10 protein-coding genes are annotated in these 14,053 nt (G+C 44.6%); 9 read left to right on the top strand and 1 reads right to left on the bottom strand.

What is annotated here, in order from left to right; translation table 11 throughout:
* Window positions 1-389 precede the first annotated feature (389 nt).
* Window positions 390-2,762, bottom strand: a complete 2,373-nt coding sequence (locus QN379_RS13940) for a hypothetical protein (RefSeq protein ID WP_323506900.1) — start codon at window positions 2,760-2,762, stop codon at window positions 390-392.
* A gap of 990 nt (window positions 2,763-3,752) precedes the next feature.
* On the opposite strand from QN379_RS13940, the gene QN379_RS13935 reads away from it, so the two are divergent.
* From QN379_RS13935 to waaA, 9 genes are all read left to right on the top strand, one after another.
* The gene (locus QN379_RS13935; protein ID WP_322233139.1) at window positions 3,753-4,541 is read left to right on the top strand and encodes a hypothetical protein; all 789 of its coding nucleotides are present in this window, start codon (window positions 3,753-3,755) and stop codon (window positions 4,539-4,541) included.
* 89 nt (window positions 4,542-4,630) lie between these two features.
* A complete protein-coding gene (locus QN379_RS13930) occupies window positions 4,631-5,590 on the top strand; it encodes an SDR family oxidoreductase (RefSeq protein ID WP_323506899.1) in 960 nt (319 codons plus the stop codon).
* A gap of 13 nt (window positions 5,591-5,603) precedes the next feature.
* Window positions 5,604-6,164, top strand: coding sequence for a sugar transferase (locus QN379_RS13925; RefSeq protein WP_322233135.1), 561 nt, complete (start codon window positions 5,604-5,606; stop codon window positions 6,162-6,164).
* Between the two features lie 64 nt (window positions 6,165-6,228).
* The gene (locus QN379_RS13920; RefSeq protein ID WP_323506898.1) at window positions 6,229-8,157 is read left to right on the top strand and encodes a nucleoside-diphosphate sugar epimerase/dehydratase; all 1,929 of its coding nucleotides are present in this window, start codon (window positions 6,229-6,231) and stop codon (window positions 8,155-8,157) included.
* A gap of 322 nt (window positions 8,158-8,479) precedes the next feature.
* Window positions 8,480-8,800 carry an H-NS histone family protein gene (locus tag QN379_RS13915; protein ID WP_322233131.1) on the top strand — a complete coding sequence of 107 codons (321 nt, stop codon included), beginning with the start codon at window positions 8,480-8,482 and terminating at the stop codon, window positions 8,798-8,800.
* A 458-nt stretch (window positions 8,801-9,258) separates the two neighbouring features.
* Complete coding sequence (locus QN379_RS13910) at window positions 9,259-10,653, top strand: phosphomannomutase/phosphoglucomutase (protein WP_323506897.1); 1,395 nt, start codon at window positions 9,259-9,261, stop codon at window positions 10,651-10,653.
* Window positions 10,654-10,674: 21 nt separating this feature from the next.
* On the top strand, window positions 10,675-11,700 hold the full coding sequence (waaC, locus tag QN379_RS13905) for a lipopolysaccharide heptosyltransferase I (protein WP_323506896.1): 1,026 nt from the start codon (window positions 10,675-10,677) through the stop codon (window positions 11,698-11,700).
* A 63-nt stretch (window positions 11,701-11,763) separates the two neighbouring features.
* Window positions 11,764-12,633: a Kdo hydroxylase family protein gene (locus QN379_RS13900; protein WP_323506895.1), complete on the top strand. Its 870-nt coding sequence runs from the start codon at window positions 11,764-11,766 to the stop codon at window positions 12,631-12,633.
* Window positions 12,633-13,946, top strand: a complete 1,314-nt coding sequence (gene waaA, locus QN379_RS13895) for a lipid IV(A) 3-deoxy-D-manno-octulosonic acid transferase (protein WP_323506894.1) — start codon at window positions 12,633-12,635, stop codon at window positions 13,944-13,946. The genes QN379_RS13900 and waaA overlap by 1 nt, the downstream gene beginning before the upstream one ends.
* The last annotated feature ends 107 nt before the right edge of the window (window positions 13,947-14,053 follow it).

The raw sequence follows: 14,053 nt of genomic DNA, 5'->3' as shown, positions 1-14,053 counted from the left end.
ATTAATTTGTGCCTTCCCATTCAAATCATGCAGAAATTTGGTGTTTATGGGTAGAGGGTACTGAGGGAACGCTTACCTTTAAACCGAAAGGCGAAATATAGGTATGACTGCTGCTATTTCGCTGAAATACTCTCTGCGCAGAAGTTCGTTGCTCGCCGATTGGCCGAATTTTTCACGGCCAGCCAGCGAAATGGACGTTGGGGGTCCTAATTTATTTGCGTAACATCAAGATCACAATCGAATTTGCCGAATTCTTGAATTGAATCTGCGGATATTAAAAACAGGACATGCTAACTTGATGCCCTGACAAGTTGCATTCGGAAGGGCGCCCATAGCGCCTACTCGATGAGATGTAGAGCTTTTAGAAAAATTAATTTTGTTAAGAAAGCTTATCGGGAAAAAGTCACTGGCAGGTGAAACTGTGGACATGTCATAGTCTTTCCAAGGGTTTTGATAGCTAGACCAAGGCTATAGTTTCCTCGTAAACTGGATACGTTCGCGACCATGCTGTAGCCCGAATTATTAAGGCGGGAGTCTTTAAAGTGAGAACCCACGTCAGCTCGCAGAATACGGCGCGTATTTAAATATCGACGCTTCCCATTCTCGTCTGTCAAGGTTATGTAGACTGCCTCCGGCAATGTAGCCTTTTCAATCGAATCTGCAAGCCAACCGTTAACTCTCAATAAATTTGCGATCACTATCCCCGCAGACCTAGGAGGCTTGTCGTTCACCATGTCAATCACACCGTTACATTTCTCTGAGGTCTGCACGTTAATGTTCAAGAGCTCATCATCAAAATCACTAAATTCGGATTTGTAAATTTCTGAAACATTAATTTTAGATACCGGCTTAATTTCACTCAAGGTCGCCGTATATTTTCCGCTCCAAGACTTGATCCCGTCATAATGCGATGACACTGAGAAAGATTCCACCATCTTTTCACTCAAAAACTCTGGCTTTCCGTACAGCATTCCAAATTCTAGTGTATTTTCTATTAAGGGAGATATCAAAAATCCTGACTTTGCCATGTCAGATATAATTCGGAACTCCTTTTTACTACCATTTTTTAAATTAAGAGTGATAAATAATTGGCTGGGTTTAAATAGAATACTCATTAACCTTCCAGCGATGGTCGGTGCGAATTCCAATTTGGCAAATAATTGATTTGGAGAATTAGGCAGATTTATCTTCTCACCGAAGCTCCGCTCCATTTTTTTGACATTTATAAATTCAGGTTTGTTTGTTATAGGTTTTTTCCGAAAAACCAAAAAATTATTTTTTATTTCCAGTGGTTGATAATTTTGAATAATAACAGGCCAGCTAACACCATCATCAAGAGAGGGCATTCGACCATCGATTAAATCTACTTTAAAAAAGATGTTTTCTGGGGCTTTCGAACTCAATAAGTAATCTTTATTTAGTTCTGCAAATTTGGCGCTGTAAGCCATGTAGCTTTGAAATATTGGTCTTGGAGACCATAAATTCCCGGATGCAATTAAGTAAGATTGGTCATATGAATAAATATCTGAGGTCCCTTGAACAAGGGGAAAAGATGCCTCGACGCGAATTTTCTTTACGGCAGCATCAAATTGAACGTTCAGCCAATCTGGGTTAATTATCCTTTGTCTCGCGCCCTCCCAAGCTGAAAAATACGTTAAGCCAATGTTTCTCCCGATATCCACCATAGATGTACGAAAGTAGCTATGGTTTATGTAGTTCCAAGAAATAAACGCAATGATTATTACAGGGAAAATGCTTCTTCCATTTAAGAAAATTGGTAGCAACAATGCACCAATTAGGAGAGAAGTACTAGCTATGATGGTGTGAGTATCGTGACGAGTGAATCCCCCCTTGAATGCAATGAATAAGAATAAAAAATAAACTATAGCTAGGAAGAACTTCGAAATAAGATCAATTTTATTTTGGAAAAAGATAGCTAAGAATATAAGTATTGAAGTGACACCGTAAGCGATAATTTCTTTAATATCGCCATCCACTGCCAGCGCTTCGGAATATCCGGAAATCACATTGAGCATAGATGAGAAATATGTTGCCAGATTATCTATGGGTTGCCCCGCGGCTACCCAAAATAGAGGCATCGAAATGGCGGGTGACATTGTGCAGATTATCGCTAGTATTTTTTGTTTTTTAATAAAACAATATAATGCACAAATAAATGTTGTCAGCGTGCACAGCACCAACATAGTTCCTTTTATTAATGGCAAAAAACCCAACCCCATAAAAATTATAGCAATAGACAGTGGGATTAATTTTTTATTATCTCGTAGTTCATTATTAGTCGTTATAATTTTGAACGTCGCTAATCCGACAATTAGCGGTAAAGAGAAAAGTAGGGCATCTCTGGAGTATATTGATGCAAATAAAGCTGTAAATAAAGTAAGCTGCCACGGCCATTTAAGGCGACGCATTAATATTGAGCAACAAAATGCGTATGACGCTACCAAGTACAAACTTCCCATCAACATTATGAAATCTGTCGAAGGATGGTATTCTTTGGTATAGATAGATGCATAAGGCCCAAAAGTATAAATAATTTGCTTGCCAAATTGGAAGCCTTGCGCCACAGCTTGATTGAGCGCGAATTGCCAAGACGGATCGAGACCACCGGATGGCATAGCTGGAGAAAGCGGAACAAATATTGAAGCGATGGTAATTAACAATATCGACCACATAGAGAATTTGATTACGAAATCATTTTTCTTTGGACTGATATCTTGTTTATTATTTAAAAGGATGGACATCTCGATTTCTACTATAAAATTAAATGCTGGAATTTAAAAAAATGCGTATCTACTTAAAGACGGGCTGTTTAGATCGGCAATCGAAATATTGAATTCATGCCTGTATCCACCGGATATTTGAGTATTTTGATGTGCCGAGTGTATACGAGTAGTGGTGAATAATCGAATCTTGCCCTAGGGAGTGTATTGCGCGATAAGGCGACGGCGTTTGGTGCGACCTAGGACGGAAAGGTGCGTTTAGTGGCGCGCATTCGTTTTACATTTGTCCGCATTAGCAATGCGTAACGTTGGTCGACAAAATAGCGCTGTAAGCTATGCGCCCATTGCAAACTTTGAAACTGTACGTTTCCCGACCTTGGTTCGACGGCATAATCTTGCTGCTATCTGATGGCTCGGGATCGGGTTATGCGGAAAAAGCTGTCGACAACGGCCTTGGCGGTGACGTGTTCCTTGTTGGACAGCATATGGGTGTTTGACTAATGTTCTAATGGGAGAGCTTTACCAACGGTCTTGTTAAGGTCAGTCTTCCAATGGGTGGGGAGACACGGTCCGCCGATACTTTCAAAAATTGGATAAATGTGCTTGGCATGCTAGAACTTAGCTACGGAGACTAGTATCAGGACTTTGCTGTATGCGCGTCTGATTGCCATGTCATGGGCGATTGTGTGCTTGGGTTCAACGCGCGGAGCCAAATAGATAATGTTACAGACAGTCTCTTCAGACACAGTTTTTTCAAATTGTTGCGGCCGAAGGTGCGTGAATTTGCTGTGATGAGCAGAGAGGTTTCGCTGCTAATCGTACTCGCTGAGATTAGGAAATAAGTTTGGCAACAGACGAAGGGGGCAACGGTCATCCCTTATGCTCAAAATTAAAGCTGCCTGAATCGTTAAGTATTCGTAAATTATCGCCATGGCGTCAACTTATAGTAGCAATAATTTCACTTGATATTTAGGAGCGCCGTGTTCCATTTAATTGTTTACATCAACCCTCATGCAAAAAATATTTTCAATATCAATAGTGAGTCATGGTCATAAAAAATATATTGAAGAACTGATTCAAAATATAAGAAAAATTAATAGGGATGATGTCGAAATTATTCTGATTAGTAATATACATGAGAAATTTGATGTTGATTATGATGGACTTTCATTTCCTTTACGATTGATCGAAAATAGCACGCCAAAGGGCTTTGCCGAGAATCATAATTTTGCCTTTAACTTTAGCAATGCGGAGAACTTCGTCATTCTCAATCCAGATATAAAATTGCTCCGAGATCCTTTCGACATATTGTTGGCTCTTCTTAAAGAATCACCTAATAGCATCTGCGCACCGTTGGTCCTTAATGAAAAAAATGAAGTTGAGCCAAGTGCTCGACATTTTCCAAGCCCCTTTTTGTTGTGCAAAAAATTGTTAAGTCGACTTTGTCATTTTTCATTAAAACCTGAGGCGCTCGTTGATACAGAAGATGTAATCATGCCTGATTGGGTGGCAGGAATGTTTATGGTAATTCCGCGCGAAATCTATGCTAGTTTGCATGGATTAAACGAAAAGTATCATATGTACTACGAAGATGTAGACTTTTGTGCTAGGGCTCGTTTGGCTGGGTATAAAATTTTAGTTAGTAAACATGCCAAGGTTGTTCACGATGCGCAGCATGATAGTCATCGCAAAATACGCTACTTGTTATGGCATTTAAGCAGTGCTTTTAAATTTTTTTTATCAAGCGCTTATTTGAAAATTAGTTGGAACCGTATCGTAGATAAGTCATCTAAACTTTGAAAAATTCCGCTGTAAGAAGGAAACGTCACATAGGCTAACGAGATTTTTATAACGAATAGCCATACATATCTATGGAGCACGGTCTGGAATTGCAAAATAAAAAAATCGATCATGCGATTCTACTCACTGGCGCCAGTGGATTTGTGGGGCGCGCGTTATCTTTAAGATTGATTGAGCTTGGAGTAAAATTGATTTGTGCTGTCAGGGAGCCTTTTTCTTTGCCAGACGCTCAAATGGAAGTCATTCTAGACATTAACGAGAAAACCGATTGGTCGCGATGCCTGGCTGGAATTGATACGGTCATACATGTGGCAGCGCGCGTTCACGTGATGCAAGAAGTCTCCGGCGATCCTCTTGCTGAATTTAGACGAGTGAACGGTGCTGGCACATTAAATCTTGCTAAGCAGGCTGTGGAATCCGGCGTAAAGCGATTTATATTTCTCAGTTCGATCAAAGTTAATGGTGAAGAAACGATTGACGGCGTAAAACTCACAGAGAAAGATATTCCAAACCCCCAAGATGCTTATGGAGTTTCTAAATATGAGGCGGAATTAGGGCTATTTCAAATAGCCAAAGACACAGGATTAGAAGTTATTATTATTCGTCCGCCCTTAGTATATGGCCCAGATGTAAAGGCAAATTTCGCGAGTATGCTGCGTTGGGTTCACTCGCGGGTTCCTTTGCCATTTGGGGCAGTGAAAAATAAACGAAGTTTTGTCTACCTTGGAAACCTGATAAGTTTAATTATCTGCTGTATTGAACATCCAGATGCGGCCAACGAGATATTTTTTGTATCCGATGGAGATGATTTATCAATTTCCGAATTACTTAACGCCTGCGCAAAAGCGCTTGGTAAGCGCTCTCTTTTATTCTCTGTACCTCCTGTTGTATTAATGTTACTTGCTAGTATGTTTGGAAAGCGTGCAACGGCGCAACGTCTTTTAGGCTCCTTGCAGGTTGATATAAGCAAATCCAAAGAGCGGTTAGGATGGATACCACCGATATCTGTAAATGATGGCTTAAAGGAAACAGTAAGGCGTATATTTTAAATATGGTCATTTTATGAAGCGTCTTTTTGATCTATTTCTGGCTATAGTGGCATCTATTCTTTTGTGCATTCCTATAGTTTTGATTGCTTTATGGATTTTTATCACGTCGAAAGGGCCGATTGTGTATTGGTCAGACCGTATTGGTCGTAATAATAAAATTTTTCGCATGCCTAAATTTCGTACCATGAAAATAAATACGCCAGCTGTAGCTACGCATTTACTGATTGATGCAAATAAATATTTAACACCGAACGGCTCTTTTCTAAGAAAGTCCAGTCTGGATGAATTGCCGCAATTGTGGAGTATTTTTCTTGGAGATATGAGTTTTGTCGGGCCTCGTCCAGCATTATTTAACCAAGAGGATCTGATTACATTGCGTACTGAGTATGATGTTGATAAGATGAGACCAGGTTTAACTGGTTGGGCTCAGGTTAATGGCCGTGATGAATTGCCGATTCCAGAAAAAGTGAAATTAGATATTGAATATATGCAAAATTGTTCAATATTTTTTGATGTTAGAATAATTTTTCTCACTTTATTAAAAGTTGTGCGTAGGGATAATGTTACACATTAAAATGATTCGATGAACGTTAGCTCCGATTATTATTGATGTTATATACTTTAATTGAATTATTTATATGATTTGGTTTCTAAATTTGTCACGAATTTACAAGCAATTTATAGCGGTAATATTAGATGTTGTCTTTCTGCCATTGACATTCTGTCTGGCAATTTGGCTGCGTTATGATTATCTCAATCTTCCCTTGCTTCTTCAATATAAATTATTGCTCGTCGCAACGCCAATAATATCTATTCCTGTTTTTATCCGATTGGGTTTATATCGGGCGGTCATTCGGTTTATAGATCACAAGATTGTTTACGTTGTGGTGTTCGGAGTGTCTCTTTCCGTGATCACGCTGGCAGCATTGGCGACATTTACACAAACAGGCGGATATTCACGCGCGGTATTTGGCACCTACTGGATAAGTACGATTTTGTATCTGGCTGCGAGTCGATTTATTGCACGCGCTTATTTGTTACAACTGAGCGGTTTCATTAGAAATAGTGGAGCGGTGCGAGTGGCTATTTATGGCGCAGGGCAGGCTGGTTCGCAACTGGCGATCGCTTTGCGCACCGGTAATGAATATTTGCCAGTGGCATTTGTTGATGATAACAAAGAGCTGCATAACGCCACTATTGCGGGTATTAGGGTATTTTCGGCTGGTGAACTGCGTGACCTGATTGTGCGTTACGACATCAAGGAAGTATTAGTCGCTATTCCTTCACAGACCAAGGCGCAGCAAAAGCGTATCCTAGATCATCTGGAACCACTCAAAGTAAAAATTAAAGTAGCACCGCCGATTAAGAGTTTAATCAATGGCGAGTTACGCGTGCAGGATATTCGCGAAATTGAGATTGAGGATTTGCTTGGTCGCGACCAAGTTGATCCTGACCCTGATCTGATTTCCGCTTGTATAGTGAATAAATCGGTCATGGTGACCGGAGCGGGCGGATCAATTGGTTCTGAACTATGCCGCCAGATTATTCGCCAACGCCCATCGCATTTGATTTTGCTTGAAATGTCTGAGTTTGGATTATATTCAATTGAGCAGGAGTTGGTGGAGCTAAAGCAGAATCTTGGAATTGAGCTGGAGTTATTGCCTTTTCTTGGTTCGGTACTTGATGCGCAAAAATGCGAGCGTATTATGCGTACATTCTCTGTTGAAACGGTTTATCATGCTGCCGCTTATAAGCACGTTCCGTTGGTCGAACATAACCCTATAGAGGGTATCCGGAACAATGTTTTTGGAACGTTAAGTTTGGCTAAGGCGGCGATGGCAGCGGGAGTCAAATCGTTTGTTTTGATTTCTACTGACAAGGCGGTGCGACCTACGAATGTTATGGGTTCTACCAAGCGCTTCGCCGAATTAATATTGCAGGCCTTTTCAAGGCTCCAGGCTAAATCACCGTCACGTACACGTTTTTGCATGGTGCGTTTTGGCAATGTCTTGGGCTCTTCCGGCTCGGTAGTGCCTCTGTTTCGCAAGCAAATTATTGCTGGTGGGCCTATTACTTTAACGCATCCAGAGATTATGCGCTATTTCATGACCACGCCTGAAGCCGCACAATTAGTTTTACAAGCTGGTGCAATGGGTGAGGGTGGAGATGTATTTGTCTTGGATATGGGCGATCCCGTAAAGATTGTTGATTTAGCTAAACGTATGGTGCATTTGAGTGGCCTTGAGGTGTTATCTGACTCTACTCCCGACGGTACCATCGAGATTAATCATGTTGGTTTGCGCCCCGGTGAAAAGCTATATGAAGAGTTGTTGATTGGTGAAAATGTCGAAGGAACAGAACACCCACTAATCATGCGCGCCCAAGAGTTAGAGATTCCTTGGGTCGTATTGCAGGATTTACTAGCTAAGTTAGATATTGCATGCGATCAGTTTAATTACGAAGAAGTGCGTACGATACTTTTGCGTACCGTTGCTGAATACACACCGCAATGTGACATTGCAGATTTCATTTGGCGCGTTAATGAAACTAATGATCGCGCTGCATGATGTGTATTCGTATTTAAATAAATAGTAAATATATTTTGAAAATAGATAGATTTTTTTTGTTTTGATTTATAAGATATCGTATGGGTGAAACGATATATATTGGATGACTCACCATTCGAATTGAAAGCTGATAAATTATTTTTAATATTCTCAGCATAATCCATCTACGCGTTTAGCCTTTAGTGTCAGGTGATGCTAGATCATTCGATTTAGTAAACTCGCCACAATATTTTTAATATAATGATTACTTGATTTTTTTTGCGAAACTATAAAAGTTAATCGCATATGCAGTTTTCAATGAACCTCAATTTACGGAGTAATTATGGATTTATCAGGCCTGACAGTTGCCCAGTTACGGGTATTGCAAGAGCAAGTTAAGCAGAGCTTAAAGGACCGTGAGCACGAAGAAATGACGAAAGCGCGTGAGCAAATTCTAGCAATCGCTCAAAGTGCGGGAATTTCCTTAAAGGATTTATTGAGCACCCCGCCACGTAACAAAAATACTGCAACAAAAAATAAGGTTGCTGTGCGTTACCGCAATCCTTCCGATGCATCGCTGCAATGGACTGGACGCGGTCGCCAACCGAAGTGGATACAAGAATGGGTTTCCTCGGGCAAATCGCTAGATGCGTTGCACGTATAGTCCTCGTTCGCAACTAATTCAAAGAGTCATGCTTTTTGCAGTTAATAAAACAGACATACAAATTTGGGTGGTTTAGTTCGCAGATTAATTTAGTTCGCAGATTAATTTTACGGACTTAATAAGACGGTATTGAGAAATTGAGTCACATGTATGCTTGGCTGGTGGGTCCTATCGCCTATGCTGCGTGTCAGCGTCAGATCACAAGAATTGAGATGTGTTGCATTTAATTCTTTGTGCAGCCTCATTCAATCAGCATTAATGTTCAAAGTTTTACATTCTTGTCTCTTTGTCTTAGATGGCGAATCTGCTCTGTAAATGTAAATAGTCGAGAAATCGTTGTGACGTCTTAGGAAGTTTGATGGAAGCTGCGCCATAGTGCTAAAAGCTTTCAACGCCTTGGAAATGGCTGAGAGCGACGTTGCCCCTACATTATTCACTTTAATCCTTCGTAGTAAATTATGCTCCGACTCCAAAATTCAATATTTAAAGCCTACGACATCCGCGGTGTTATTGGTAAAACGCTTGATGCTGGCATCGCGCGTCATATCGGTCAGGCGTTTGGTATGGCGGCCCTTGCTAAAGGCCAAAAGACCGTCGTCGTCGGCCGTGATGGGCGTTTATCTGGTGCGGAAATGACTGCGGCCTTGGCGGCAGGGTTGCAGGATGTCGGCGTTGATGTGATTGATCTCGGTGTCGTCGTCACGCCCATGGTGTATTTTGCGACCCATGTGCTGGACACACAATCCGGCGTCATGGTGACTGGCAGCCATAATCCTCCCGATTACAACGGCTTCAAAATGGTTTTGGCGGGCGAGGCGATTTATGGCGAAACCATTCAGGCACTGTATCAGTCGATTGCGACGGATGCGGTTAGCCGCACGGTCGAGCAGACGCAGAATGTGGGGCATTACAGCACGCACGATATCAAGGACACCTATCTGCAACGCATCCTCAGCGACGTGACGTTGGCAAAGCCGATGAAGATCGTTGTCGATTGCGGCAATGGCGTGGCGGGTGCGTTTGCTGGTGAACTGTATCGCGCCCTCGGCTGCGAAGTACAAGAATTGTTTTGTGAGGTGGACGGAACATTTCCGAACCATCATCCCGATCCGGCGCATCCGGAGAATTTGCAGGATGTCATTCGGGCGCTGCAAACCTCTGACGCAGAAATTGGCCTGGCGTTCGACGGCGATGGCGATCGTCTGGGCGTCGTCACCAAAGATGGTCAAATCATTTATCCGGATCGGCAATTGATGCTGTTTGCCGCTGATGTCCTGACCCGTCATCCGGGCCAGGAAATTTTGTACGACGTTAAATGTACGCGCCATCTGGCGCCATGGATTACGCAGCACGGTGGCAAGCCGCTGATGTGGAAAACCGGCCATTCACTGGTGAAAGCGAAGATGCGCGAGACCGGTGCGCCGTTGGGCGGTGAGATGAGTGGACATGTGTTCCTCAAAGACCGTTGGTATGGTTTTGACGACGGCTTGTATGCCGGTGTCCGCTTGCTGGAATTGTTGAGTCGGGAGAGTGATCCTTCAGCGGTGCTGAACGCACTACCGCAATCGACTAGCACGCCGGAATTACAATTGACCTTGGCCGAGGGCGAGAACTTTACGCTGATTGCCGCTTTACAGCAGCAAGCGGAGTTTCCCGGTGCGGATGACATTATCAAGATTGATGGCTTACGCGTGGAATATCCGGATGGCTTTGGATTGGTGCGGGCATCGAATACCACACCGGTGGCAGTCATGCGTTTTGAGGCCGAATCGGAAGATGCACTAGCGCGCATACAAGCAGAATTTAAGCGGGTGATTCTAGTAGTTAAACCCGATGCAATATTACCTTTTTAACATTTTTGTACTGAAATTTGCTTGAACATCCTCATCGTTCGTGTTTCCTCGCTAGGCGACGTAGTGCATAACATGCCCATGGTGTCTGACATCCGACGCCATTTTCCTGATGCCAATATTGATTGGGTCGTGGAGGAAGGTTACGCTAGTTTGGTACGGCTTAACCCAGACGTGCGTAGAGTCATTCCGTTTGCGTTGCGACGCTGGCGCAAAAGCCTGCTAACAGTGGCGACGCGGGGAGAAATGTCCGACTTTAGACGTTTGCTTAAGCAAGATGCTTATGACGTTGTTTTTGATACGCAGGGATTGTTGAAAACAAGTATCGTTATGCGAATGGCGCGTATCGCAGAAAATGGCAAACGGGTTGGATTGGCAAACGCGACGGAGGGTTCTGGCTACGAACCGATATCGCGTATTTTTCATACGATGAGTGTTAAGGTTGATTTGCGTACGCATGCAGTTTTGCGTGCGCGTCAGGTTGCAGCCCAAGCGTTGGGTTATAGCGTTGACGGCCTGGCAGATTTCAATCTGAAGATGCCAGACATCCCACTTGAACAGTCGCCAACGTGGTTGGCGGGTGCTCCTTATGCTGTTTTTTTTCACGGCACTGCACGCGCCGAAAAACAGTGGGCGTTTGCCAATTGGGTACGCATCGCTAAAAAATTATCAGAATACAAGATGACAATATTGTTGCCTTGGGGCAGCGAGGCTGAAAAACAAACGGCTGAGAAGATGGCCGCACAAATGCCTAACGCCTACGTACTTCCTAAATTACCGTTGATGGAAGCGGTCATGCTGGCCCAGCGAGCATCTTTAGTGATCGGTGTCGACACCGGACTAACGCATGTTGCGGCGGCTTTTAACCGTCCGACTATTGAGTTGTACTGTGATTCGCCACGCTGGAAAACGGAAGGTAATTGGTCCCAGAATATTGTTAATTTAGGGGATGAGGGCCGATCGCCGACGGTTGATGAGGTCATATCCGCCCTGGACACTCTACTGAAGTCGGTGGATGACTTGGACGCACCCTCTGGACTTTTGGCCTAAACCACACATCGATTATTGACCTTAACAGTTCACCCAGCTAACACAACACGGCATAATACGGCGATGGAACAACAAATTCTCGAAATCGACTGCGCAGACTGGCACGTCGCCACCCCCAACAACGCTTGGATTGCCGCGCTTGAAGCGGGGAAAGTCTTGTATTTTCCTCGGCTTGCGTTCGATCTGACGCAGGATGAACGGCGGTTTTTGTCGCCGGCTATCCTTGATCCTAAAAGCCGCAATATCAGCCTCAATGCCGATGGCGTTATTAAAGGTGTTCTTGGGGACGCTGCCGATCAAGCCGTTATGGCTGCGATGGTGGGACGTTTTCGTGTTCAGGCGCGGCAGTTGATTGACTCGTTGTTGCCAGCGTATGGCGCTATCGTGCGATTAGCACCGACCAGTTATCGACCGATGCAAGTCGAGACACGCGCTCAGTCGTGGCGTGCGGATGACAAGCGGATGCATGTTGATGCGTTTCCTTCCCGCCCTAATTATGGCGAACGTATTTTGCGTGTATTTGCCAATCTGAATCCTGACGGAGTACCACGCGTATGGCGTGTGGGCGAGCCGTTTGAGGATGTCGCAAAACGTTTTTTGCCGCAGGTGAAGGCTTATTCTCGCTGGCAAGCGCATGTGCTTAAAGCGGCCCATGTGACCAAATCTTTGCGCAGTGAATATGATCATCTGATGCTGCAATTGCATGACAGCATGAAGTCGGATATGGAATATCAGCGCAGTGGACCGCAAGTGACGATGCCTTTTGCAGCCAGTTCGGTGTGGGTGTGTTTTTCTGATCAGACGCCGCATGCGGTGATGTCCGGGCAATATATGATGGAGCAGACCTTGCACTTGCCCGCAGCAAATCAATATGATTCCAATGCTAGTCCGTTAGCTATTTTGACGCGGCTAACCGGCCACAGTCTGATTTGATGCGGGCGCGTTGGTATCGCCTGCTTTATTCCTTTGTGTGGTGGCTAATCATTCCGCTGGCGCTGTGTCGCCTTTGGTGGCGTGGTCGCAAGGAGCCGGGATATCGGCAGTATATTCCGGAACGCCTGGGATTTTATCCGAAGCTAAATAATGGTGCTGTATACCCGACGCCCTCCTATATATGGGTGCATGCGGTATCCGTAGGAGAAACACGGGCGGCTGAACCACTGGTGAATATGCTACTCGCCGATTACCCGCAACACACGATCTTGTTGACGCACATGACCGCGACCGGTCGTGCAACCGGACAGGCGCTGTTTGGTACCTCAGCGCGTGTAGTACAAAGTTTTCTGCCTTATGACACGGGTTGGATGGTGGGTCGATTTTTACGTCATTTTTCGCCGCGCTTGTGCGTCCTGATGGAAACCGAAGTCTGGCCGAACATGATTGCACAATGCGCCCGTTATAAGGTTCCGGTAGCGTTGGTCAATGCGCGGTTATCGGAGCGGTCATTGCGACGCGGGAAAAAATTTGAGACGCTGATGACTGAAGCCGCGCATGGAATTTCTTGCGTTGGTGCGCAAACGAAAGAAGATGCGCAGCGGTTGCAGCAACTCGGTGCCAGCAGCGTGACGATTACCGGTAATCTTAAATTTGATGTCGCACCGTCAGAGGATTTAGTACGCATCGGTATTGCTCTGCGTCATCAAATAGGGTTACGCCCAGTGCTGTTGTGCGCTAGCACGCGGGAGGGCGAGGAAGCACTCATCCTTGCGGAGTTGTGCAAAGCGGAGAGGGCGCTTTCGATCGAAAACCTGTTGCTGATCATCGTTCCACGTCATCCACAGCGATTCGATGAGGTTGCCAATTTGATCACGGCGAATAAATTACTAATGGCGAGACGATCAGCCTTGGGAAACGACCAACTTAAGCCGGAAATCAAGGTGCTGCTCGGCGACTCGATGGGGGAAATGTTTGCATATTATGGCGCCTCGGATATCGCATTTATTGGTGGAAGTCTGATGCCGTTAGGCGGACAAAATTTGATCGAAGCATGTGCGGTTGGTAGGCCCGTCCTGATTGGTCCTCATACTTTTAATTTTGCCGCAGTGACGGAGCAAGCGATCGCTGCCGGTGCGACTGTGCGGGTAACGGATGCGGGCGACATGCTCGATGTAGCGAGTCGATTATTGCTCGCTGATCAAGAGCGTGAGACGATGGGGCGGCACGCCAGCGAGTTCGCGCGACTGCATCGTGGCGCGACGGCCAGGACTTTGGCGCTGTTGGCTTTGTTACTGTCGTCGCTACAATAGATAGAATCTGCACTAGTCGGCTTTCGCCAGATTCGGGAAATAGTCACGAATGACTTTCCCGCAAACTCGCACATTTGCGCATCCATGCAAGCCATAACTATCTCGAG

This window comes from Glaciimonas sp. Gout2, assembly GCF_035018905.1.
Lineage (GTDB): Bacteria > Pseudomonadota > Gammaproteobacteria > Burkholderiales > Burkholderiaceae_D > Glaciimonas.
Note: the sequence above shows the minus strand (reverse complement) of the source record. Positions and strands in the feature narration are given on the sequence as shown.

Coding starts and splice junctions, on each gene's coding strand:
- QN379_RS13940 (WP_323506900.1), bottom strand. CDS start 2,762: ATGTCCATCCTTTTAAATAATAAACAAGATATCAGTCCAAAGAAAAAT.
- QN379_RS13935 (WP_322233139.1), top strand. CDS start 3,753: ATGCAAAAAATATTTTCAATATCAATAGTGAGTCATGGTCATAAAAAA.
- QN379_RS13925 (WP_322233135.1), top strand. CDS start 5,604: ATGAAGCGTCTTTTTGATCTATTTCTGGCTATAGTGGCATCTATTCTT.
- QN379_RS13920 (WP_323506898.1), top strand. CDS start 6,229: ATGATTTGGTTTCTAAATTTGTCACGAATTTACAAGCAATTTATAGCG.
- QN379_RS13915 (WP_322233131.1), top strand. CDS start 8,480: ATGGATTTATCAGGCCTGACAGTTGCCCAGTTACGGGTATTGCAAGAG.
- QN379_RS13910 (WP_323506897.1), top strand. CDS start 9,259: ATGCTCCGACTCCAAAATTCAATATTTAAAGCCTACGACATCCGCGGT.
- QN379_RS13900 (WP_323506895.1), top strand. CDS start 11,764: ATGGAACAACAAATTCTCGAAATCGACTGCGCAGACTGGCACGTCGCC.
- waaA (WP_323506894.1), top strand. CDS start 12,633: ATGCGGGCGCGTTGGTATCGCCTGCTTTATTCCTTTGTGTGGTGGCTA.